At 63.8% G+C, this 22,971-nt stretch carries 14 protein-coding genes and 1 pseudogene; 6 read left to right on the top strand and 9 right to left on the bottom strand.

The features are described 5' to 3' along the window. Positions 1 to 17: 17 nt before the first annotated feature. On the bottom strand, positions 18 to 1,130 hold the full coding sequence (locus SC1_RS07640) for an acyl-CoA dehydrogenase family protein (protein ID WP_062179651.1): 1,113 nt from the start codon (positions 1,128 to 1,130) through the stop codon (positions 18 to 20). Between the two features lie 12 nt (positions 1,131 to 1,142). Continuing rightward, a complete protein-coding gene (locus SC1_RS07635) occupies positions 1,143 to 2,324 on the bottom strand; it encodes an acyl-CoA dehydrogenase family protein (RefSeq protein ID WP_062183772.1) in 1,182 nt (393 codons plus the stop codon). A gap of 182 nt (positions 2,325 to 2,506) precedes the next feature. Between SC1_RS07635 and SC1_RS07630 the strand changes: the two genes are divergently transcribed. Continuing rightward, entirely contained in the window at positions 2,507 to 4,159 is a 1,653-nt protein-coding gene (locus tag SC1_RS07630) for a long-chain fatty acid--CoA ligase (RefSeq protein WP_062179648.1), read from the top strand. Here SC1_RS07630 and SC1_RS07625 read toward each other — a convergent pair. The 5 genes from SC1_RS07625 to SC1_RS07605 form a co-directional block, all read right to left on the bottom strand. Beyond that, on the bottom strand, positions 4,152 to 4,619 hold the full coding sequence (locus SC1_RS07625) for a DUF3237 domain-containing protein (protein ID WP_062179645.1): 468 nt from the start codon (positions 4,617 to 4,619) through the stop codon (positions 4,152 to 4,154). The two genes, SC1_RS07630 and SC1_RS07625, sit on opposite strands and share 8 nt — an antisense overlap. Continuing rightward, positions 4,619 to 5,152, bottom strand: a complete 534-nt coding sequence (locus tag SC1_RS07620; RefSeq protein WP_238586615.1) for a nuclear transport factor 2 family protein — start codon at positions 5,150 to 5,152, stop codon at positions 4,619 to 4,621. Before SC1_RS07620 ends, SC1_RS07625 begins: the two co-directional genes overlap by 1 nt. Positions 5,153 to 5,272: 120 nt before the next feature. After that, complete coding sequence (locus SC1_RS07615; protein ID WP_062179639.1) at positions 5,273 to 6,487, bottom strand: acetyl-CoA C-acetyltransferase; 1,215 nt, start codon at positions 6,485 to 6,487, stop codon at positions 5,273 to 5,275. Positions 6,488 to 6,523: 36 nt separating this feature from the next. Beyond that, positions 6,524 to 7,693 carry an acyl-CoA dehydrogenase family protein gene (locus SC1_RS07610; RefSeq protein ID WP_062179637.1) on the bottom strand — a complete coding sequence of 390 codons (1,170 nt, stop codon included), beginning with the start codon at positions 7,691 to 7,693 and terminating at the stop codon, positions 6,524 to 6,526. A 10-nt stretch (positions 7,694 to 7,703) separates the two neighbouring features. Continuing rightward, positions 7,704 to 8,621 (bottom strand): SDR family NAD(P)-dependent oxidoreductase, encoded by a 918-nt coding sequence (locus SC1_RS07605; RefSeq protein ID WP_062179634.1) that lies wholly within the window; start codon positions 8,619 to 8,621, stop codon positions 7,704 to 7,706. Between the two features lie 104 nt (positions 8,622 to 8,725). Between SC1_RS07605 and SC1_RS22390 the strand changes: the two are divergent. The 3 genes and pseudogenes from SC1_RS22390 to SC1_RS07595 all read left to right on the top strand — a co-directional run. Then, a pseudogene (locus SC1_RS22390) lies at positions 8,726 to 8,884 on the top strand (helix-turn-helix domain-containing protein); the annotation flags it as partial. A 30-nt stretch (positions 8,885 to 8,914) separates the two neighbouring features. Then, positions 8,915 to 9,457 (top strand): hypothetical protein, encoded by a 543-nt coding sequence (locus SC1_RS07600; protein WP_238586734.1) that lies wholly within the window; start codon positions 8,915 to 8,917, stop codon positions 9,455 to 9,457. Positions 9,458 to 9,855: 398 nt separating this feature from the next. Beyond that, a complete protein-coding gene (locus SC1_RS07595) occupies positions 9,856 to 12,039 on the top strand; it encodes a M10 family metallopeptidase C-terminal domain-containing protein (protein ID WP_062179626.1) in 2,184 nt (727 codons plus the stop codon). Between the two features lie 8 nt (positions 12,040 to 12,047). Here SC1_RS07595 and SC1_RS07590 read toward each other — a convergent pair whose 3' ends face one another. Continuing rightward, positions 12,048 to 16,859 (bottom strand): hypothetical protein, encoded by a 4,812-nt coding sequence (locus tag SC1_RS07590; protein WP_062179623.1) that lies wholly within the window; start codon positions 16,857 to 16,859, stop codon positions 12,048 to 12,050. 287 nt (positions 16,860 to 17,146) lie between these two features. On the opposite strand from SC1_RS07590, the gene SC1_RS07585 reads away from it, so the two are divergent. Both SC1_RS07585 and SC1_RS07580 read left to right on the top strand, forming a co-directional pair. Beyond that, complete coding sequence (locus tag SC1_RS07585; RefSeq protein WP_274520231.1) at positions 17,147 to 19,261, top strand: type I secretion system permease/ATPase; 2,115 nt, start codon at positions 17,147 to 17,149, stop codon at positions 19,259 to 19,261. Then, positions 19,258 to 20,652 carry an HlyD family type I secretion periplasmic adaptor subunit gene (locus SC1_RS07580; protein ID WP_062179620.1) on the top strand — a complete coding sequence of 465 codons (1,395 nt, stop codon included), beginning with the start codon at positions 19,258 to 19,260 and terminating at the stop codon, positions 20,650 to 20,652. Before SC1_RS07585 ends, SC1_RS07580 begins: the two co-directional genes overlap by 4 nt. A 239-nt stretch (positions 20,653 to 20,891) precedes the next feature. Here the strand turns inward: SC1_RS07580 and SC1_RS07575 are convergent, their stop codons facing one another. Next, the gene (locus SC1_RS07575; protein ID WP_062183766.1) at positions 20,892 to 22,781 is read right to left on the bottom strand and encodes a CocE/NonD family hydrolase; all 1,890 of its coding nucleotides are present in this window, start codon (positions 22,779 to 22,781) and stop codon (positions 20,892 to 20,894) included. Positions 22,782 to 22,971: the final 190 nt, after the last annotated feature.

Below are 22,971 nucleotides of genomic sequence, written 5' to 3'. Positions count from 1 at the left end.
GCCCTGCAAAACCCATCTTATCGGGTAAGTTCGGCGAACCGCGCTTTATGATGGTCACGGTCGCCATGCGCGATGTCCAGCATCATCTGGCGGCGGAGATGGTGACTGACGATCAGTTCCTCGCTCGTGCCGACCCCGCCGTGCAGTTGCACCGCCTGTTGCGCGACCGCGATGCCGCATTGCGCGACGCGCACCTTCGCTGCGGCGATCAGCGCCGAAGCGTCGCCACCGCTCGCAAGCTGCGATATCGCTACCATCGTCAGCGCGCGTGCTTCCTCGCAAGCGACGCTCATGTCGACGATTTTGTGCTGAACGACCTGAAAGCTGCCGATCGGCACACCGAACTGCTGGCGGGTGCGGACATAATCGAGCGTCGCGGCGACCGCCGCCTCCATCGACCCCACCGCTTCGGCCAGATGCGCCGCGATCGCGCGGTCGATCGCGGCGTCGATGCGGTCCGCCGCCTCGCCGATCGCGCCGACCGGAATGCCCGCAACGTCTTTAAGGTCCATGCTGCAATGGCGATGGCTGTCGACCGAGCGGAAACGCTGCACGATCAATCCGTCGGCGCCGCGCGGAACAAGGAAAAGACTGACGCCGTCGCGCTCGCCCGAAGCTCCCGTTGTGCGCGCCGAAACCAGATACCAATCGGCGTCGGCACCATCTTCGACATGCGCCTTGGCGCCAGTCAGCCTGAACGTGTCGCCATCGGGCACCGCTCGGGTAGAAATAGACGCGATATCAAAATCTTGATCCTCGACGAGCGCAGCGGCGATCCGCACCTGACCCGCTCCGATCTGCTCCAGCAGCGCCGCACAATGCTCGTCCCCACCTGCAATCAGTGCCGCCGGAAGCACGCAATGGCTGACATAGGCATCGGTCATCAGGTGCCGCCCGACACCTTCCATGATCGCCATGACCTCAACCGGCCCTCCGCCGAGTCCGCCGTCCTCCTCGGCGATCGGCAGCATCAGCCACCCAAGCTCAGCCATCTTCGCCCAACGCTGCGCGGCACCTTCGCCAACTTCCGCCAACCGCTTCAACCGGTCGGCCGCGTTCCATTCGTCAGAGCCGAAGCGCAAGGCGCTATCGTGCAGCATCTGCTGCTCGTCATTATAGGCGAACTGCATGGGTCTTCTCCCTCAAAGGCCGAGTGCGCGGCGCGCGATGATGTTGCGTTGGATCTCGCTCGACCCGCCATAGATGGTGGTCACGCGCGCATAGAGCGCGCCCTTAAGCGCGAAGGGCATGTCGTCGGGCAACATGCTCTCGTCATCGAGCGCGGCGAAATGCTGCGCTTTCGGCCCCAGCGCCTCAACCCATAGCGCGGTCGCCTGCTGCGTCAGTTCGGACCAGCGCAGTTTGACCATCGACCCGCGCGGGCCCGAGTCGGCACCCGATGCGGCGTCGGCCATCAGCCGCAGCACCATCGCCTGTACCGCCATTGCCTCGATCTCGACCTGTGCCAGCTTGGCCTTGAACTCCGGCTTGTCGATCAGCAGCCCTTGCGCGGTCCGGCGGCGCGTCGCCGCCTCGCGCACAGCGCGCAGCGTCTGCGGCAGGAACATCGCGGTCGCCGCCGCCACCATGCGCTCGCGGTCGAGCAAAACCTTGCCGTAATTCCAGCCCATGCCCTCCTCGCCGACGACATTGGCCGCGGGAACGCGGACATCGTCGAGGAACACCTCATTTGTGTGATGCTTTTCGTCGAGAGTATGGATCGGGCTGATCCGGATGCCTGGCGTGTCCATATCGACGAGCATCAATGAAATGCCCTGCTGTCGCTGCCCCTCCGTCGAGGTACGTGCAAGAATGAACATCCGATCGGCGACATGGGCATAGCTGGTCCACATCTTGTGCCCATTGACGATATAGTCATCGCCGTCCCGGTCGGCACGCGTACGAAGCGCCGCAAGGTCGGAACCGGCACCCGGCTCGGAATAGCCCTGACACCACCAATCCTCGCCGCTGATGATGCGCGGCAGGTAGAAATCCTTCTGCGCCTGGCTGCCATAGGTGAAGATGATCGGGCCGATCAGTTCGAGCCCCTGATGGAATTGCGCGGGTGCATCGGCCGCGGACGCTTCCGACCAGAAGATATGCAGTTGCTGCGGAGTCCAGCCTGTGCCGCCATATTCCTTTGGCCAGGTCGGCGCACCCCAACCGCGATCGGCAAGCCGGCGCTGATAGGCGACCAGGTTTTCGGGCGACAGGCGCAGCCCGGCGCGAACGGTCTTTTTCCATTCCTCGGGAATCGAGCCCGCGAAAAAATCACGCACTTCCTGCTGAAATTCCCGGTCTTCGGGCGCTAGGTCCAGATTCATCGTCGCTTCTCCCATCGATTGCGGAGGGCTTAGCGTCAGCGAGACCCCGCTGGCTCGCGAGCGGAAGGAGATCGCGCCAATTTCGCAAATGTGATTGTCGGCGTGTGCGACCCGCGATGCTTCGCACCCGCCGCCGGCTGGGCAATCGTCGGCGGCAATCAAGTCACTAAGGGAGAGATTTCATGCACGGCCTGATGCAGGCGCAACCATTGACGACCGCGATGCTGATCCGGCACGCGGCGACCAACCACTCGCGCCGTGAAATCGTGTCGCGCCGCGCCGACGGATCGCTCGAGCGGTCGGATTGGAAGACGGTCGAACGTCACGCGCGCCACATCGCCGCCGGGCTTGCCGACCTCGGCCTTACGCCCGGCGATCGCGTCGCGACGCTGGCCTGGAACCGCCTGCCCCACCTCGAACTCTATTATGGCGTCAGCGGTGCCGGCATGGTGCTGCACACCGTCAACCCCCGCCTCTTCCCCGATCAGATCCGTTACATCATCGATCATGGTGGCGCGCGCGTGCTGTGTGTCGACCCCGACCTGCTACCGATGATCGAGCCGCTACTCGGCGACCTGCCCAAGATCGAGCGCATCATCATCCTGGCCGATCAGGCTGATATGCCCGAAACCGCTATCGCCGATCCAATTTCGTACCAGAGCCTGATCGGCGGCCCGCGCGCGATCGCGGACTGGCCCGAACTCGACGAGAACAGCGCGAGCGCGCTCTGCTACACCAGCGGGACGACCGGCAATCCGAAAGGCGTCCTTTACAGCCATCGCTCGACCGTCCTGCACGCGATGAGTGCGCTCGCGAATGATTCAATGTCGTTAGGCGCTGCGGACACGATCCTGGTCGTCACTCCGCTGTTCCACGTCAACGCCTGGGGCATCCCCTATTCGGCCGCGATGGCGGGATCGAAGCTCATCCTGCCTGGATCGGCGCTCGATCCCGTGTCGCTCTATGAACTGATGCGCGACGAGGGCGTGACCTTCTCCCTTGGCGTGCCGACGATCTGGTTCGCCTTCCTCGATCATCTGGAGCGCGAGCGCGCGGCCGAAGATCGCGAGGCGCTCAAACTCGACCGCATCTTCACCGGCGGCGCCGCGACGCCTCGCTCGCTGATCGAACGCTTCCGCAACCTGCTGGGCGTCGAGACGATGCAAGCGTGGGGGATGACCGAAACCAGCCCGGTTGCGACCGTCTGCCGTCCGCTCGCGCATCATGCCGAACTCGGCGAGGAAGAGCAGGTGGACCTGCGCGCCATGCAAGGCCGTTCCGTGTTCGGCATTGAACTGCGCATCGAGGGTGAAGACGGCAAGGAACTTCCACGCGACGGCGAATCCTCGGGCCTGCTCAAAGTGCGCGGTCCGTGGGTCCTGAGCGCCTATCACGGCCAAGCGGCAGGCAGCGCGCTTGATGCGGGCGGCTGGTTCGACACGGGCGACGTCGCGAAAATCGATCCGGACGGCTTCCTTCAGATCACCGACCGCGCCAAAGACGTCATCAAGTCGGGCGGCGAATGGATTTCGTCGATCGATCTCGAAAATGCCGCCGTTGCGCACCCAAAGGTCGCCGAAGCCGCAGTGATCGGCGTCGCGCATCCCAAATGGCAGGAACGTCCGCTGCTGCTCGTCCGGTTACACGCCGCTGAAGCCTGCACGAAGGACGAGATCATGGATCATCTTGCCGACAAGGTCGCGCGCTGGTGGCTGCCCGATGACGTGATCTTCGTCGAGGAATTGCCGCACACCGCGACGGGCAAGCTGCTCAAGACCGAACTTCGCAAGCGCCACGGCGATCATTTCGCTGCGGCGGTGGATGCCGTCACCTGATCGCGAAGACGTGATACATCGGGCCGTCGTCGGTGCGCATGCCATTGGCGACGGCGATGATGCGGTTCATCCAGTCATAATCGGGATGCGACGTGACGAAGCGCGGCGTCGTGCGCAGATAGAGATCTTCATACGGCCCCGGTTCCCGTCGCCTGAAACGCTCGGCCGCCTCGGGCGAGGTCGGTACGGTGAGGCCGGTGTAATGCATCGCGATCCGCGCGCCATCTTCGGTTTCGAGCGAGGTGCGAACGTCGATGATCATCGTCCCGTCCCCGCGCCAGGTCACCCAGTCGGCCCCATCGGGCATCACACGCCCTTTGAGGCGCGGCCCCTCGAACGTCCCGCCATGCACGGGAAAAATCCCGAGCCGACTTTCACCGCCGATCGGCTGCGCCTGGTCATAGGCGACATTCAGCCGCATTACGAACAGCGGCTCCCATGCCAGCGTCTCGATGCCCATTACCCCTCTCCCTTCTCCGCCGTACCGAACAGCGCATAGACCGGATCGTCGGGCCAGGGACGCCCGACCGATTTGCGGTGCGCGAACCGCTCGGCCTCGCTCTTGTCCGGCGCCGGGCGTTCGTCAATCCAGTCGAAGACGACGACCCGGTCGGCCACTCGCCATTCGCCTGCCCGCTTTTCGAACCGGTCAACATAGCGTCCCGCCATCATGAGTTCGACCTGCCCGCCTTCACTGCCGGGCTGGCGTTGCAAGGCGGTGAAATAGCTTTCTACTGCCGCCTCATCGCCTCGCAGCTCGATCAGAATATTGTGGATCTGGTGAATGCCGCGTTCGATCAGGGGCAGCGCCTGCATCGCCCAGTCGATAAAACCGTCGGTCGTCCCGTTATAGGCACCGTGATCGTCGGTGCCGCCAGGCCAGCAGGCGGATCGCAATAGCGCCTCGTCCGCGCGGTCGATTCCGCGACAATAGCGAAAGAGGCAATCGCGGATCATCTCGCGATCCCAGAGTTTACCGATGTCCGCTTCCATGGCCTGCATATCTCCCGGGCTATTTCGGCCGAATGTGCCCCATCGGCGCGCGCGGCCAAAATTGCGCCGCGCCGGGAGCCGCATTATCCTGTGGGAGATGAACGGCCGGCGCGAAAGGCGTCAGGCGGCGCGCTCAAAGATCGCAGCGATGCCCTGTCCGCCGCCGATGCACATCGTCTCCAGCCCATACCGCCCGTCGCGGCGCACCAGCTCACGGGTCAGGTTCGCAAGAATGCGCCCGCCGGTCGCCCCGATCGGGTGCCCGAGCGAGATGCCCGACCCGTTGACGTTGAGGATTTCATTCCGGCTATCGCCGTCGGACCAGCCCCAGCCCTTGAGCACCGCAAGCACCTGCGGTGCAAAGGCTTCGTTGAGTTCGACGAGGTCGATGTCGCCCCAGCCAAGACCATTGCGCGCGAACAACCGCTCGACCGCGGGCACCGGTCCGATGCCCATCCGGCTCGGGTCGCAGCCCGCCGCCGCCGAGCTGTGATACCAGGCGATGGGCGTGAGCCCGAGTTCGTCGAGCTTGTCCTCGGCAACAACAAGACAAGCGGCGGCAGCGTCATTCTGCTGGCTCGCATTGCCCGCAGTGACGACCCCGCCTTCGAGCGGCCGCAGCTTGCCCAGCGTCTCCAGCGTCGCGTCGGCACGGTAACCCTCATCATGCGCGAAGACGACCGGATCGCCCTTTTTCTGCGGCACACTTACGGGCACCAGTTCATCGTCGAATAGCCCGTTCGTCCACGCCGCGGCGGCGCGCTGATGGCTACGCACGGCATAGGCGTCACATGCCTCACGGCTGATATCATAATCCTTCGCCAGATTTTCGGCGGTCTCGATCATGCCGGTGATGACGCCGAAGCGTTCGACCGGCTGCGACATCAGTCGCCCGCGCGTCAGCCGGTCATGGAGCGTCAGATTGCCCGCGCGCACCCCCTTGCGGATATCGGTGCTGTAATGTTCGACGTTCGACATCGATTCGACGCCGCCCGCAACGACGACATCGGACATTCCCGTCTGAACCATCATCGCGGCGTTGATCACCGCCTGCAGCCCCGACCCGCAACGGCGGTCGAGCTGATATCCCGGCACTTCGAGCGGTAGCCCCGCGGCGAGCCACGACCAATGGCCGATACTCGGGGCCTCGCCATTGCCATAGCCTTGCGAAAACACGACATCGTCGACGCGCGTCGGATCGATCTTCGTCCGCTCGACCAACGCCTTCAGAATCACGGCACCCAGCTCGCCTGCGGTCATCGACGACAATGCTCCCCCGAACTTGCCGACGGCGGTGCGGATGGGGGCGACAATGGCGGCGCGGCGCAGGGTCATGACTTCGGTCTCCGGTCAGGTAAAAGGTGAAGATGATCAGTTCGTAGCGGCGAATTCGCGTAGCATATGCTTCGCAATCTGGAGCTGAAGGATCTGCGTTGTGCCTTCGTAGATGCGGTAGATGCGCGCATCGCGGAAGAAACGCTCGGCGTCATATTCGGCCAGATAACCGGCGCCGCCATAGACCTGTACGCAGGCATCGACGACACGGCCGCACATTTCGCTGGCAAAGACTTTGAACGCCGCAGCCTTGCGGAGGACATTCTCGCCCGCGTCGGCACGCCGCGTAACATCGTCCATCATGCACTCAGCGGCGTAGATATCGATCTCGCTCTGTGCGAGCATCTGCTGGATCAGTTGGAAGTTTGCGATTGGTTCTCCGAACGCCTTGCGCTCGGTCGCGTAGCGGATCGCGCTGTCGAGCGCGCGGCGGGCGTAGGCGGTCGCCGCCGCGCCGACCGACATACGGCCATTGTCGAGGCTCATCATCGCAAAAGCGAAACCCTTGCCAAGTTCGCCGCCAAGCAATGTCTCGCCGCCGACACGGACGTCCTCCATGATCACGTCGGCGATGTGGCTGCCCGACTGACCCATCTTCTTGTCCGACTTGCCGATCGAGATGCCGGGCGCGTCGAGGGGGACGACGAAAGCCGAGACATGCGCGTTTTTGGGCAAATTCTCCTTGCTCGTCCGCGCCATGATCAGGCCAACCTTCGCAAAGGGCGAGTTGGTGATGTAGCGTTTGGTGCCGTTGAGTACCCAGCCATTGTCGGTTTGCGTCGCGGTCGTCTGAAGTCCTGCCGAGTCCGATCCCGATCCCGGCTCCGTCAGGCCGAAACAGGCGATCTCGCCCGATGCGACCCGCGGCAGCCATTCGGCTTTCTGCGCCTCGGTCCCGCCGTTCTTCAGGGCCGACGCAAACATGCCGATGTTGATCGAGATGATCGAGCGGAACGCCGGCATCGCGTAGCTGATGGTGTGGATCGTCTTAATATACTGGCTGACGTTCATCCCCGCGCCGCCGAATTCTTCGGGGATCGTCAGGCCGAACAGGCCCATATCGCGCATTTCGGCGAGAATATCGTCCGGGATCGCGTCGCTTTCGATGATCTCCTTTTCGGCGGGTAGAAGGCGATCGCGCACATAACGTTCGAGCTGCTCGATAAACTGCTCAAAGACGTCCGCATCCATTCCGGGATTGCTCATGGCCTGTTCCTCAAATCGGGTCGTAGGGAAAGACGTGCGCCGAGACCTCATCAGCGCGCGCAAAGTCGGGACGGAACGCCGGGATCAGCTCGTCGGCGATCGCCTCGGCGGTCCAGCCTTCGAGCTTCGCCATCGAACGCACGGGACGCGGTTTCGAGAAGAGCAATATCTCATTCTTGCGTACGCTGAAAATCTGGTTCGTGACATCCTTCGACAGGTCTGACGCCAGATAGGCGACGAGCGGCGCGATCTTGTCGGCCGACATGGACTGGAGGCGCTTGACGCGCTCCTGCTCGGCTGGCGTGGTCGCGGGGATCGAAGATGTCATGCGACTCCATGCAAAGGGCGCAATGCAATTCGAACGCACCCCCACACGCGCCATATCGAGAGCGATCGACTGGGACAGCGCGACGACGCCCAATTTTGCCGCCGAATAATTAGCCTGACCTATGTTGCCGATCAGCCCGCTGGTCGAGGTGAAGTGGATGAAGCTGCCCGACTGCTGTTCCCGAAAATACGGTGTTGCAGCCTTGGATACGTTGAAGACGCCGGTCAGGTTGACCTCGATGACACTCTTCCAGTCCTCGTAGCTCATCTTGTGCCAGATGGTATCGCGAAGGATGCCGGCGTTGTTCACAACGGCGTCGATGCGGCCGAACTTTGCGACCGCATCCTCGACGATACCGGCAGCTTCCTTGGGGTCGGCAACGTTGCCGAAATTTGCGGCCGCCTTGCCGCCCGCGGCGATGATGTCGTTTGCGGTGGCCTCGGCCGGAGCGGCGTCGCCACCGTCGCCCGCTTGCGCGACGCCTGGGTCGTTGACGATGACCGCCGCGCCCTGCGCTGCACAATGCAGCGCGAGTTCGCGGCCGATGCCGCGCCCCGCGCCCGTAATCGCAACGACCTTTCCGTCCAGACATCCGTTCATGGCTGTTCTCCCGACCGATTCCCGTCCGAATTGCGTTACGCGTTATATTTCGAATTTCAACATCAGGAATTGTTTTTTCATATATATGAAATTATTGACTGTGAATGACCGGTCCGGTGCGTTCTGTTGCGCAAGCCTTTGCGATCCTTCGCCTGCTCGCTGATTCAAAGGCGCTCCCGTTGTCCGAGATTGCTCGAACCGTCGGGCTCAGCCCATCGAGCTGTCTGAACTTGCTGAAAACCCTTTCCGCGGAAGGTGCGATTGAGCGCGAAGAGCTTAAGAAGCGCTATCGCTTGACCTCCGCCTGGCTCGCCACTGGGATTTTTTCGGACAGCCGCGCGATGCGGTTGATCGATCGCGCACGACCCGGCATGGCGCATTTCGCGCAGTCTTTCGAAATGGCCGTCGGGCTGTGGCGCATTGTCTCGCGTGACCGAATGCAACTCGTCGCCCACGCGCAAAGCGATGCGGGAATGCGGCTCGCACTTGCCGATAACCAACGCCAACCGCTGGGTGCAGGTGCTGCCGGGCGCGCGATCGCAGCAGCTCAGGCGGTCGACAAAGCCGAATTGGAGCGACGCTTTGCATCGGTTCGCTGGCAGTCCGCGCTATCGTTGGACACCTACACCCGCCAAGTCGAAGAGGCTGCAGCGAAGGGATTTGGGCTCGATCGCGGCTATGCGCATCGAGGGGTTTATACGGCTGCCGCCGCGATTACCGAGGTCCCACCGGGTTTCTGCCTTACCGCGTCATGCGTCGCCGGATCGCGGACCGACGAAGAACTCGCAATCTTCTGCTCGGCGCTCACCGGACTGCGTAATGAGCTGGTTTCATAATCAAATTGGCTAGCCGAAAGTTGACGCCTAAACTTGAAGCGCGTCAGCGCGAGACAGATAATCGCAGCTAAGTGGCCGCTGAACAATTTTCATTGCACTGGCGGACGCCGGCCTAATCGAGGTCGAACATGTCATATTCGCGGATGAGGACCATGGCAGCGTCGTTCCCGCGGCGATGATGCGCGGGCTGCGCTTCGCGGTCCCCGAGCCCGCGTGAGTCGTCCGCTCAAGGAATCTCGCGAACAGAGCAAGCCCCGCAATCTATTGAGAAATACGCTACGATCCATCGCGATAACGTCACCGATGATCAGGATAACGCTGGCTTAACCATGCTGCGGAGCAGCATGGCGAGTTGGTCGGGGTTAACCTCGGCAAAAAACAGCAAGGGGTCGTTCGTCATGCCAAGCCTGTACATCTCGCCTGCCGGATCCGGGGACAAAAGTGGCAGCGATATCAACAACGCCGCGTCAATAGGCTCGCTCAACACACTGATCGGAAAGGCAGGCCCAGGGGGCGAGGTACTGCTTCTCGCCGATCAGGGCGACTACAAGGTCACGGGCATCATTGGTGTCACCCGTGGGGGTGCCGAGGGACAGCCGGTTGTAGTGCGCGGCATCGATTCTGCCGGCAATTCGATGGCCGCATATTTCACTGGCTCGCGACCAGCCGACTGGCAAGCGGGCGACGCCTCCGGCAACGAGCTGTTCAAACTCGGCACGGGCGCGGACAATCTGGAATTCCGCGACCTCAGGATCGACAATGTCGGAACCGCCTTCCGCGTTACCGCCGACATCAGCAGTCTCCATATTGAAAATATCGACGCGAACAATGTCCGCCGCTTCTTTGAGGATTACGCCAGCGCACCCTCCGGCACCGCGACGATCAGCGGGCTGACGATCCGCGATGTCGACGTGCAGGGTTTCTCAAGGACGGCGTTCCGCCTGCAATACGATACCAACAATGTGGTGATCGACAATGTCACGGCGAACATGGCCGGGCAAACGGGCGACGACCTGCCCGCCGGCGTCCATCTCGACGGCACCGTCCACAATGTCACGCTCAACCGGGTGGTGATGGAAAATATCCAGAGCACCGCCGGCGCCTATTTCAACGGCGACGGCTTCTCGAGCGAGCGCGGCGTATATGACATACGCTTCATCGACACGGTCGCGCGCGGTAACAGCGACGGCGGCTACGACCTCAAGTCGAGCGGCACCTTGGTCGTCCGCGCGCTCAGCGAGGAGAATGGCCGCAACTACCGACTGTGGGGCGAGGCGACGCTGATCGACTCCGTGGGTCTGAACCCGCTGCTCCGCGGCGGCATCTCCGAACAGAACCAGCTCTGGCTCGACGATGAGGCGGATGTCACCGTAATCGGCGGGCGCTTCGACGATGCCGGGTCGGGCACCAAGGTCATTTCCTCGCAGGGTCATCTTAACTTGCAAGGCGTGGCTATCATCCGGTCCGAACTCTCGACGCTCGTCACTCGCGACTCGCTCCCTGGCCTGGTTGGAATCGAGACGATCCGCGAAACGCTGACCGTCAATCAGGGCGAAGCCTCGCCCGGCGCAACCGGCTATATCTCGCTGCTTCCCCTCCCCACCACTGTCACAACGGACGCGCTGAGTGGCACGTCAGGCAATGATATATTCCTCATCGACGATATCGGGGACCGGATCACCGAGGCGGCCGACGCCGGGTTCGACCGGGTCGAGACGACGCTGGGCAGCTATACGCTCGCAGGCAACATCGAGCAGTTGATCCGCCGCGGCGCTGCCGATTTTACCGGCAATGGCAATGCGCTTGCCAACGTGGTGATCGGCGGCGCAGGCAGCGACACGTTGGGCGGGCTCGGCGGCAATGACGATATTGCCGGCAATTCGGGCGACGACATTCTCGTGGGCGGCAATGGCGAGGATATTCTCGCCGGCCAGTCGGGTGCCGACGTGCTTCTCGGCGGCTGGCAGTCGGATACGCTCTTGGGCGGCGCAGGCGCGGACCGGCTCGTCGGTGACCAGGAATGGTTGAGCAGCCAGGGCGCCAACGACCGGCTCGACGGCGGCGACGATGCCGACCTGCTGATCGGGGATGCGACCAATATCTATGGCGCCGGCAGGGGAGGCAATGACCGGCTGACCGGCGGCGCGGGCAACGACATATTGATCGGCGACGGCGACATAATGATCGGCAGCGCCAGAGGTGGGGCGGACACGCTGGAGGGCGGCGAAGGCAATGACTGGCTCTACGGCGACGGCCGAGATTCCGCCGCGACCGTCATCGGCGGCGCAGACAAGCTCTATGGCGGCGACGGCCCCGATCATCTGATCGGCGGCGGCGGCAACGACCTGCTCGCGGGCGGCGCAGGCGCCGACTGGTTTGTCTTTGCGCCCGGCTCGGGTGCCGACGAGATCAGCGATTTCGCCTCGGGTATGGACCATATCGATCTCAGCGCTTTCGACATCGCGTTTGAGCAACTCGGCTTCATGACGAGCACCGACGGAGTCCGTATCACTATGGGTGCGGACAGCATCTTCGTCCGCGGCGCGCAGAACTTTTCGTCCAACGATTTTGTTTTCGGCTGACCGGAGGCTCAACCGAAAATGAAATCCGCCTGATCGAGCGCGGTCACCCCGCGCACGAAGATCGTATCGGTGCCGCCGAGTTGGATCGTCACCCCCGCGCTGCTCGTTGCAAAGCGCAGCGCCTCATATGCGATATCGAAGGCGCTGAGGTCGATCCGGTCGGCCTCGGCGCCGCCCCGGGTGAAGTCGGTGATCTCGTCGGCGCCCGAACCACGCGCGAAGACGAAGCGATCGTTCCCGCCACCACCGGTCAGCTTGTCCGCACCACCGCGTGCCCCGGCCGCCATGTTCATCGCATCGCCGACGAGCACATCATTGCCGAGCCCGCCGACCAGAGTGTCGGCACCGCCGACCCCACTCGCCGTCATGCTCATTGCGTCACCGATCAGAATGTCGTCGCCATCGCCGCCGTCGAGCGTGTCCCTGGCGGCGAGCGCCGATACCCATTCGCTATCGCCAACAAGAAGATCGTTGCCTACGCCGCCGTAGAGCCGGTCGGTCTGCTGACCGCCGTAAAGCGTATCGTCGTCGTCCTCGCCGGCAAGCATGTCCTCATTCTTGCCGCCATCCAGCCGGTCGGCGCCGGTGCCACCCCGCAACGTGTCGTTGCCGTCGTCTCCGGAGAGCGCATCGTCGCCTTCACCGCCTGTGAGTATATTTGCCACCGCGCTGCCGAGCAGCACATCGGCGAAGGCCGAGCCCTGTGCATTCTCGATGCTGATCAGCCGGTCGCCCATGGCATCCCCGCCGGTCGCGGTCTGGGCGCGAAGGTTGACCAGCACGCCGCCAAGCGAGCCAGCATATTCGGCCGTGTCCGATCCCGTACCACCGTCCAGGACATCGCCGCCCGCGCCGCCGCGCAGCACGTCCGCGCCGTCGCCGCCGGTTAACCTGTCCTCACCCCCGCTTCCGACGACGAAATTGTCGAGTGCATTGCCCGTCATCGTTGCGCCGATCGTCCCGGTATAAACAAGTTCCTCGATATTCGCTCCGAGCGTGTAGCTGGTCGCGGCAGTGCGGATGCGGTCGCGCCCCTCCCCCGCCCCTTCAATCACCTGATCCCCGGCCTCATAGACCACATACAGGTCGTTGCCCGTGCCGCCGCGCATCACGTCGTTGCCACTACCCCCGTCGAGTTGGTCGTCACCGACGCCGCCGAACAGGAGATCGTCGCCGCCCCGTCCATAAAGGATGTCGCCAACCAGCAGATCGTCGCTGCCTGTGATGCTGTCGGCATAGTTGGAGCCGATCACCGTTTCAATGTCGACCAGCCGGTCGCCCTCGGCCTCGCCGCCGCGATTCACGTTGGTGACAAGGTTCACGATAATGGCGGCCGACTTGGTGTAGTCGACCTGGTCGCGCCCCGCGCCGCCGTCGAGCAGGTCGGCGCCCGCGCCGCCCACCAGCTTGTCGTCGCCTTCGAGCCCGTAAAGCGCGTCGTTCAGCGCCTTGCCGTAAAGGCTGTTGTCGAGCGCATTGCCGGTGCCGATAAAACCACCGCTGCCGGTATAACTCAAATCTTCGACGCCATCGGCGAGCGTCAGCGAGGACAGGCTGGTCCGCACGATATCGACCCCGCCGCCGACCAACTCCGTGACCTGATCGCCTTCATTGTCGATCACATAAGAATCGTCGCCCTCGCCGCCGATCATCGCATCCGCCCCCGCGCCGCCATCGAGTATATCGTTGCCCGCACCGCCTTCGAGCCGATTGGCGTTCACGTCGCCGGTCAGAGCGTCGGCGAAAGCGCTGCCCACTACGCCTTCGATCCCCGACAGGCTGTCGCCCTGCGCGTCGCCGCCGGACATGGCGCCGGTGGCGAGGTTGACCTTCACCCCGAGGGCGCTGTTGGAATAGACTGCGATGTCGAACCCACCCGCCCCGTCGATCCGGTCGCTGCCGGCCCCGCCCACGAGGATCTGATCGCCGCCATCGCCGACCAGCGTGTCCGCAAAGTTGGTGCCAATGAAACGCTCAACGCCATCGAACCGGTCGCCCTCGGCATCGGCGCCGCTACTGGCGCCGGTCTGGAGGTCGATCGAGACGGCACCCGCATTGGCGCTGTAGTCGACCGTATCGATGCCGTCCCCGCCGATCAGGATATCGGCGCCCGCGCCGCCCTGAAGCAGATCGTCGCCGCCGCGTCCTTCGAGCCGGTCGGCGCCCGTGCCGCCGTACAGCGCCTCGTCGGCGCTTACACCGGCCAACACATCGTCGAAGGCCGAGCCTACCAGCGCCTCGATGCTCAACAGCCGGTCACCCACGGCGTCGCCGGTGCCGCCCTGCACCGACAGGGCCAAGTCGACCTCTACTGCCGCTGTCGATCCCGAATAGTCCGCCGTATCGAGGCCATCGCGCCCGTCAATCACGTCCGCGCCCGCGCCGCCGACCAGCAAATTGCGACCGGCGTCGCCGTTCAGCACGTCGTCGAACGCAGAGCCGATCAGTCCCTCGATCGCAACCAGGCTCACCCCGCCAGAGGCCGTGCCTTTCGCGAGATCCGCGGCCACCGCGCTCACGCTTGTTGAAAAGTCGGCGACATCGACACCCACGCCGCCGTCGAGCCGGTCCGCCCCGCCGTTGAGGACCAGTCGGTCGTCGCCGGCGGCGCCTGATAGGACATTGACGGCCCCATCGCCAACCAGCACATCGCCAAATCGGCTACCGATCAGATTCTCGATATCCGCCAGCACGTCGCCCTCGGCATCTCCGCTGCTGCCAGTCCCGCCCAGCACCGCGTTTACCGCGGCGCCGCTCGCCGAATAGTCTGCGGTATCGATCCCGGCCCCGCCGGTCAGCCGGTCCGCGCCCGCGCCGCCGGCCAGCATGTTGTCGAACGCGTCGCCGGTCAGTCCATCGCCGAACGCAGAGCCGATCAGCCGCTCGATCCCCTCAAGCCGGTCGCCCTGTGCGTCTCCACCACTGCCAGTGCCGGTCGCAAGATCGATCGTCACGGCGCTACCGCTAGCCGAATAGTCCGCGCAGTCGAACCCCGTACCGCCGATCAGCGTGTCGGCACCCGTACCGCCAACCAGCAAATCATCCCCGCCCCGTCCGTCGATCCGGTCATCGCCCGCCCCGCCGCCGAACCAGTCCGCTCCTTCGGTGCCCGAAAGCGTGTCGGCAAAGGTCGAGCCTTCGACCCCTTCGATATCGATCAGCCGGTCGCCCGCCGCGTCGCCGCCGCTCGCCGCGCCATCTGCCAAATCGACCACGACGCCCGCACCGCTGCTGCCATAATCGACCCGATCGACCCCGGCCCCGCCGTCAAGCAGGTCTGCGCCCACTCCCCCATCGAGCATATCATCGCCTGCACCGCCCGAAAGCGCGTCATCGCCCGCACCGCCGAACAACCGGTTCGCGCCGGCGTCGCCTGCCAGCACATCGGCAAAGGCCGAGCCCTCGACATCCTCGAACCCATCGAACAGGTCGCCCGCGGCATCGCCGCCGCTGGCGGTGAGCCGCATCAAGTCGACCTGCACCGCAGCATCGCTGCCCGCATAGCTTAGCAGATCGCGTCCGCCGCCTCCGACCAATATGTCCGCGCCCGCACCGCCGCTCAGAACATCGTCGCCAGCATTGCCGACCAGCATATCCTCGCCCGCGCCGCCGACCAGCAAATCGATGCCCGCGGTACCGCCGATCAGATCGTCCCCCGCGGTGCCCGCCGCGGCCAAAGCGCGTTGCCCCTCGAGCGTCAGCACCGACCCCGTGCCCTTTTTCCAAGTCATCGTGCCCGCGCCGGTAGCAAGGCCAAAATCGCGCACGGTCAACGCGCCATTCCTTTCGGCGAGGTTGAACAAGGTCGGCGAGCCTGGATCGGAGAAGAAGGCCCCGTCGATCGTCGCGCTTGCGCCTTGGGCCAGCCAGATATGCTCGCGATTGCCGCCCGCCATCGGCGCACCGGCGTCAAGGCTGACGACATTGCTGAGCTGCCCGCCCGTGCCCCACAGCCGGATGTTGCGGCCATTGCCCGAGACGATCGCGCCGTCGACCACGATGTTGTCGCTCTTGAGGTCGAGCCCGCCATCGCTGTTGCCCGTGGCAATCACGTTGCGAAGCGTGATATCATAGGTGCCGCGTTCGGTCGCAAATCCGTCGCCGTTGCGATAATCATTCACCGTGTCGAGCGTGTTGCGCATGGCGACGCGATCGATCGTCACATCGTGCGCGGTGCCGGTAATGTGAACGCCGATGGCGAAATTGTCGCCGTCCTGAAACTGACTGTCGCCGCGAACATCCTCTATCAGCACGTTATTGGTGTCGTACTGGATACGGATCGCGCCTTTAGAATATCCGTCCACGGCGACGTCGCGGATCGTCAATCCAGAGATTGTCGCGCTGGCATTCGCCCCCGAGACCATATTGTCGAAGAAGCGCGAGACGTTCGCCGCGTCGACATGCTCGATCGTCAGGTTGCGCACGTCTGCCCCGACGCGAAAGGCCGTGCCGACATTCTCGAAGGCAATGTCGCTGAAGCGGAGATTGTCGGCGCCGCTCAACAGCCGGAAGACTTCCTCTCCCGAGGGATTGGCCGGATCGAATGGTTCAATCCGCGTGCCGGCGATCGTTGCCGCCATCGCATTGCCCGCGCCGTCCACGCCGCGGATCGTTACCGGCGCGCTCGCCGTCCCTCCCCCGACGATCGCGAGCGCCCCGGTCGGCGCGACATAGTCACCCTGATCGGCGAGCAGAAGCACCTGCCCGCCCGGCCCCGCCGCAGCGATGAGCTGCGGCAAATCTTTCAGCGTCGCAGCGTTCGCAGCGCTCGAGCCATCGCCCGAACCGCTGCCGGTCGGCGAGATGTAGAGGGTGGGCATGGCAGGGCTCCCGTCATAAGCCTGAAAACATACCCCCCACTTGATGGCGCCCAGACAGCCCGCGCCGGCACCCGGGTCAACCATATGCTGCACTTGCGAAAGCCGAGCTGCCCCTTTGCTCCGACGACCGGAGCCGCAGTGCCTTCGCTCTCCAGACTTTGGCCGCTACCTAGGTTCGTGCCGGACGAGTCACGGTGCCGCACCCCGCAGATTGTCAACGCTTCAATAATCCGATCGGAGACCCACCCGTGCAGCAGGACCTGTCCCCCGGGACATCGGAGCCGCCCGTGGACACCGGGCTCGCGGCCTTCGCCCAGATCCTCGCCATGCACCGCATCGTCGCGGACCCGGCCGAGTTGCGTCACAGCCTTGGCCATTCCGCACCGGTCGCCGCATCCGATCTGGTGCGTCTCGCAAAGCGCATCGAGGGCGTTCGCGCGCGCGTCACGAGCGGCGATTTCGATCGGTTGAGACGCCTTCCCATGCCCGTACTGGCCAACGGCGCCGGGGGCTGGTTCGTGATCGGCCGCGTGGGCGAGGATGCCGTCGCGATTCAGCGCCCCGGCGCCGAAATCGAGCGCTGGCACCGCGCAGACCTCGAGGCCCGCTGGTCGGGCGAGTTGCTCCTCGTCGCCACCCGCGACGCCGCGCAGGTCGCAGCACCCGCCTTCGACATGACCTGGTTTGTCCCCCAGATCGTCAAATACCGAAAGTTGATCGGCGAGGTGCTGCTGATCACGCTCGCGCTCAATCTGCTCGGCCTCGCCGCGCCGCTCTTTTTCCAGAATGTCGTCGACAAGGTGCTGGCACACAACAGCCTCGCAACCCTGCAGGTGCTTGCCATAGGGCTGGTGGTCGTCTCACTCTGGGAAGTCGCCTTCGGCTGGCTGCGTACCCGGCTCTATTCGGAAACGAGCCAGAAACTGGATGTCGAGCTTGGCAGCCGCCTCTTCCGCCACCTGCTCCGCCTGCCGCTTGGCTGGTTCGAAAATCGCCGCGTCGGCGATACCGTCACGCGCGTCCGCGAGTTGGAGACGGTGCGTGAATTCATGACGAATGCCTCGCTCTCCGTCCTGATCGACCCGCTGTTCACGATCGTCTTCATGGTCGCGATGTGGCTCTACTCGCCGCTCCTCTTCGTCATCGTCGCGCTTACCCTCCCCGCCTATGTGATCGTCTCGCTCGTCGTCACGGGCCCCTTGCGGCGCCGGCTCGACGAAAAGTTCGCACGCGGCGCCGCAAACAACGCGCTGCTCGTCGAGAGCGTCTCGGGCATACAGACGCTAAAGGCCGCCGCGGTCGAGCCGCAATGGCAGGACCGCTGGGAGCGCCAGCTTGCCGCTTACAGCGCCGCCAACCAGCGCGTGATCAACCTTGGCAACTCGGGCAGCCAGACGGTCCAGCTCATCTCGAAGCTCAGCCTCGCCGCTATCCTGTTCTTTGGCGCGCAACAGGTCATCGCCGGCGCGCTGACCATCGGCGGACTGGTCGCGTTCAACATGTTCGCCCAGCGCGTGTCGGGGCCCGTAATCCGCATGGCGCAGCTCTGGCAGGACTTTCAGCAGGTGCGCCTCTCGGTCCAGCGGATGGGCGACATCCTGAACGCCGGGACGGAGCCCGGCGCCGGATCGCGTACCACCTTGCCCACGCTCGCCGGTCATGTCCGGTTCGAGAATGTCCGCTTCCGTTATGCCGCCGAGGGTCCCTGGACACTCGACGGCATCGATCTCGACCTGCCCTCCGGCGCCACACTCGGTATCGCCGGGGCTTCGGGCTCGGGCAAATCGACGCTCACCAAATTGCTCCAGCGCCTCTATCTGCCCGCAAGCGGCCGCGTGCTGATCGATGGCGTCGACATTGCCCAGATCGACCCCGCCTGGCTACGCCGCCAGATCGGGGTGGTGTTGCAAGAGAATATCCTTTTCAATCGTTCGATCCGCGAGAATATCGCGCTCGCCGACCCCGTTACGCCGATCGAGCGCGTTATGACCGCAGCCCGCCTCGCCGGCGCACACGATTTCATTCTCGAGTTGCCTCGCGGTTACGACACGATCGTGGAGGAGCGCGGTGTCAACTTCTCGGGCGGTCAGCGTCAGCGCCTCGCCATTGCCCGTGCGCTGATCACTAATCCTCGCATCCTTATTCTCGACGAAGCGACCTCGGCGCTCGATGCCGAGAGCGAGGAGGTCGTGCAGCGCAACCTCAAGGCGATCGCCGCCGGCCGCACAGTGCTGATCATCGCACACCGCCTCTCTGCGATCCGCCAGTGCGACAGCATCCTTACGCTCGACAAGGGGCGCATCGTCGAAAGCGGCACCCACGACGAGTTGCTCCGCCTCGGCGGCCGCTATTCCGCGCTCCATCACCGCCAGATCGGCGTGCAAGCCGGAGCTGCGGCATGAACGCACTAACGCGTCACTGGACCTCCGTGCGCGACGCGCTCGACAATGAACGTGCGCGATCGCGCGGGGTACTGCGCACCGAGGAGGCCGACTTCCTTCCCGCCGCGCTCGAAGTGATCGAGCGCCCCGTGTCGCCGACCGCGCGGGTCACAGCCTGGCTATTGCTCGGCCTGCTCACCGTTACCGTGCTGTGGCTGGTTCTTGGCCGGGTCGATGTCGTCGCGTCGGCGCCGGGCAAGCTCGTCCCCGCCGACGACGTCAAGTTGATCCAGCCCGGCGCGGCGGGGATCGTGCACGCCATCCTGGTCCGTGACGGCCAGCGCGTCCGCGCCGGCCAGCCGCTCGTCGAGCTGGATCCCACCGTCTCGGACGCCGATACGGCACAGGCGAGCAAGGCGTTGGAGGCCGCGATGCTCGACGCCGCGCGGCTGCGCGCCATATTGTCCTCGCTGGACGGTCAGGGGCTCCGCTTCACGCCGCCCGCCGGAACCACCGCCAACGTGGCCGACACCCAAATCGCGCTCGCCCGCGCCCAACTCGCGGAGATCCGGGCGGGTAGCCAGACGCGCGCCGCCGACACCGAATCCGCGCGCGCGTCGCGGGCCGAGGCACAGATCCAAGCAGCCAAGCTCGCCGAGACCCTCCCGCTGCTCGACGAGCAGATCGCTGCCAACGAGAAATTGCTTGAAAAAGGCTATGTGTCGAAGCTGCGTGTGATCGAAATGCGCCGCCAACGGCTCGTCGCCGCGCGCGACCGCGATGCCGCCCTTGCCACCGCGCGTAAGGCGGAGGCGCAGATCGCAGTCGCCGGCGGCAATTCGCGCCAGTCCACCGCCGAGGCCCGCGCCCGCATCCTCGCCGACCTCGCCAAAGCCGAGAGCGACGCTCGGCTGCGCAAGGAAGAACTGACCAAGGCCGCGAAACGCAGCAGCCTTCAGCGCCTCGTCAGTCCGGTCGACGGCACGGTCACCCAACTGGCCGTCCACACCGTCGGCGGTGTGGTCGAGGCAGCCAAGCCGATCATGGTCATCGTGCCGACACGTGGGAAGCTGGTCGCAGAAGTGACCATCGCCAACAAGGATGTCGGCTTCGTCCGCGCTGGCCAACCCGTCGCGCTCAAGGTCGAAGCCTTTCCCTTCACGCGTTACGGCGCTGTGCCGGGCCGGCTCGAACATATCAGCTCGGACGCGGTACAGGATGAAAAGCGCGGTCTTATCTATACCGCGCGGATCACGCTGGACCATGCGACGATCCGGCGTGACGGCGCGACGATCCCCTTTACCCCCGGCATGGCCGTCACCGCCGACATACGCACCGGCCGCCGTTCGCTCGCCTCCTATCTGGTGAGCCCGATCGACGAGATTCGCGCAACGGCGGGGCGCGAGCGCTAGCAACCGGCACCGCTTTCAGGATTTGGAGCCGCAAGCCTGACAGATAAATCAACGCTCGCCCGTGGGCATATGTACGTTGCCGAGGGAATACTCGCGACGTCGGTCGGCCAACGCTTCGGAACTTGCCATTTCGCCGACCCAGAGGACACGCTTAAGCATCGGGGCCGGTTGTTCTTTTAAGCTTCGTCGGATGCAAAGAGAAAGGAATTCCCAGCCCACGGGGTTCATTCGCGGGCTGATCATTTACCGTTTGGTGCCACGGACATCGAGATCGAGGAAGGAAAGTCACGCGAATAGAAGACCGAATGGGTTTGCGCCTGATAATCCCCTGACTTCGCCCTCAGAATATTGGGTATGAAAGTTTGCGGATTGCGGTTGATCAGCGGGAACCAGCTGCTCTGGACCTGCACGCCGATACGGTGGCCTTTTTGAAAAACATGCGACGCCGAATGGAGGTCGATCCTATATTCCAGAACCTTACCCGGTTTGAGCGCCGCCGGCTTTTCATAACTGACGCGAAAGCGGCCGCGGAACACATCGTTCGCAATCATGCGCTGACGGCCGCGCAAGCCCTCGGGTATCGCCGCATCGGACGGATAGATGTCGACAAGCTTGACCACCCAGTCAGCATCGGTGCCAGTCGTACTGGCAAACAAGCGCGCCGCAATGTCGCCAGCGACGGTAACATCCTCTACCAGCGGCTCGGTCTGCCAGAACAACACATCCTTTCTTTGCGTAAAGGGCGCCTGGTCGTCCGATATCCACGTTGACCAGTCAGACCCCGGCCGCATGAACGGCTTCAATATGGTCCGATCGCGATAAGGAACCGGGTTCGCCGGGTCCGAAACGAAGCTACTGGAGCCCTTGCGCGACTGCGGCGCGTCGAAGGAGAGCTTGCCTTCGGGATGGAGATACAGGTTGCGTCGCCTGCCTTCGGCGGCGGGCCAGCGCGAAAGGCGCTGCCACCGATTGCTACCCGACTGAAAAACGAGCGCCTCGGGCTGATCGAGTTTGCCGATGCCCTTGAGCCAATGGCGAAACCAGGGAAGCTCCACCGAAGTGCGAAACCATTCCCCCGTCGGCCCGCCCAGTTCGTACGGACCGTATTTGCTTCCATCGCCGCGCCAACCGCCATGGTTCCATGGCCCGACCACCAGATAATTCAGACCCCGGTCGTCACCCTTCTCCTGATTGGCATAGATTGTCATGGGACCATAAAAATCTTCCTGGTCCCACCAGCCGGCAACGATCAGATTGGGGACAGCGACCTTTTTGGGCATCATGTGCGAGGTTCGGCTCGCGCGCCAAAAGCCGTCATAGTTTGGATGTGAAACGAAGTTTTGCCAGCTTGGCATGGAACGGCCGAGCAATTGCTGATCCATATTGGCGAGGTCCGACTGTTTCAGATACCAGCCATAGGCATCGTCGGTGCCGAAATCGAACGCGTTCATCGTCCGCCCGTCGGTCTCCAGCGCCGACACCCACGACCAGGCATAATCGAGCCGGAAGGCACCATTGTGCAGGAAGTCGTCACCGATGAACATATCTTCGGGCGACGCCTGCGATGTGACCGCCTTGAGCGCGGGATGCGGATTCACTGTCGCAATAGCTGCGGTCCAGCCGCCATAGGAGACGCCGAACACGCCGACTTTGCCGTTATTTTCAGGCAGGTTCCTGATCAACCACTCGATGGTGTCGTAGGTGTCGGTCGCCTCGTCGATTCCGTCGGCCGTCTTCTTCAGCGGGCGTAGGTTCACAAACTCACCTTCGGAGCCAAAGCGGCCGCGAATGTCCTGAAAGACAAAGATGAACTTGTCCTCAGCCAACTCGCCATAGGCCCCCGCCTTGCTGAGGTTTCGGTCGATCCGATCACGCGTAAAGCCATAGGGCGACCGTGTCATGAGAATGGGAAGTTCGCCGACATGGCCCTTCGGACGCCAGACTTGCGCGTGCAGCCGGATGCCGTCGCGCGTCGGGATCATCACATCCTGCGCTTCATATCCGGAGAGGCTTGGAGCGGCGGCAATCGGCGGACTCGCCGCCGGTTGAACCATCGCAGGCGCGCCAACGAGAAGACCAAGTAACAACGCGGACAATGCAAAACTGTGACGGATCGAACCTATGCGCATGATCGCGAATCCTGTTGCCGTGTCTGGGAGCTCGACCATGGCGGATTCGCCGATCAACTCCAAATAATTTTCCAATCAGGATTGCATTTCTCCAAACTGCATGGTTTTCTCCGATGGACGTCGAACTGTTCGTGTCGTGTCAACTGACTGGGGCTGACCGTTGGCAGACGCATGTTTGCGGTGCATCGCG

The sequence above is a fragment of the Sphingopyxis sp. C-1 genome, from assembly GCF_001047015.1.
Taxonomy (GTDB): Bacteria; Pseudomonadota; Alphaproteobacteria; order Sphingomonadales; family Sphingomonadaceae; genus Sphingopyxis.
The sequence above is the reverse complement of the archived record's forward strand: the minus strand, read 5'-3'. Positions and strand labels throughout refer to the sequence as shown.

What these genes read in the sequence shown, in the direction of transcription:
- SC1_RS07605 (WP_062179634.1), bottom strand. Translation starts at nt 8,621, where the DNA reads ATGAACGGATGTCTGGACGGAAAGGTCGTTGCGATTACGGGCGCGGGG.
- SC1_RS07595 (WP_062179626.1), top strand. Translation starts at nt 9,856, where the DNA reads ATGCCAAGCCTGTACATCTCGCCTGCCGGATCCGGGGACAAAAGTGGC.
- SC1_RS07640 (WP_062179651.1), bottom strand. Translation starts at nt 1,130, where the DNA reads ATGCAGTTCGCCTATAATGACGAGCAGCAGATGCTGCACGATAGCGCC.
- SC1_RS07610 (WP_062179637.1), bottom strand. Translation starts at nt 7,693, where the DNA reads ATGAGCAATCCCGGAATGGATGCGGACGTCTTTGAGCAGTTTATCGAG.
- SC1_RS07590 (WP_062179623.1), bottom strand. Translation starts at nt 16,859, where the DNA reads ATGCCCACCCTCTACATCTCGCCGACCGGCAGCGGTTCGGGCGATGGC.
- SC1_RS07635 (WP_062183772.1), bottom strand. Translation starts at nt 2,324, where the DNA reads ATGAATCTGGACCTAGCGCCCGAAGACCGGGAATTTCAGCAGGAAGTG.
- SC1_RS07630 (WP_062179648.1), top strand. Translation starts at nt 2,507, where the DNA reads ATGCACGGCCTGATGCAGGCGCAACCATTGACGACCGCGATGCTGATC.
- SC1_RS07575 (WP_062183766.1), bottom strand. Translation starts at nt 22,781, where the DNA reads ATGCGCATAGGTTCGATCCGTCACAGTTTTGCATTGTCCGCGTTGTTA.
- SC1_RS07615 (WP_062179639.1), bottom strand. Translation starts at nt 6,487, where the DNA reads ATGACCCTGCGCCGCGCCGCCATTGTCGCCCCCATCCGCACCGCCGTC.
- SC1_RS07620 (WP_238586615.1), bottom strand. Translation starts at nt 5,152, where the DNA reads ATGGAAGCGGACATCGGTAAACTCTGGGATCGCGAGATGATCCGCGAT.
- SC1_RS07580 (WP_062179620.1), top strand. Translation starts at nt 19,258, where the DNA reads ATGAACGCACTAACGCGTCACTGGACCTCCGTGCGCGACGCGCTCGAC.
- SC1_RS07625 (WP_062179645.1), bottom strand. Translation starts at nt 4,619, where the DNA reads ATGGGCATCGAGACGCTGGCATGGGAGCCGCTGTTCGTAATGCGGCTG.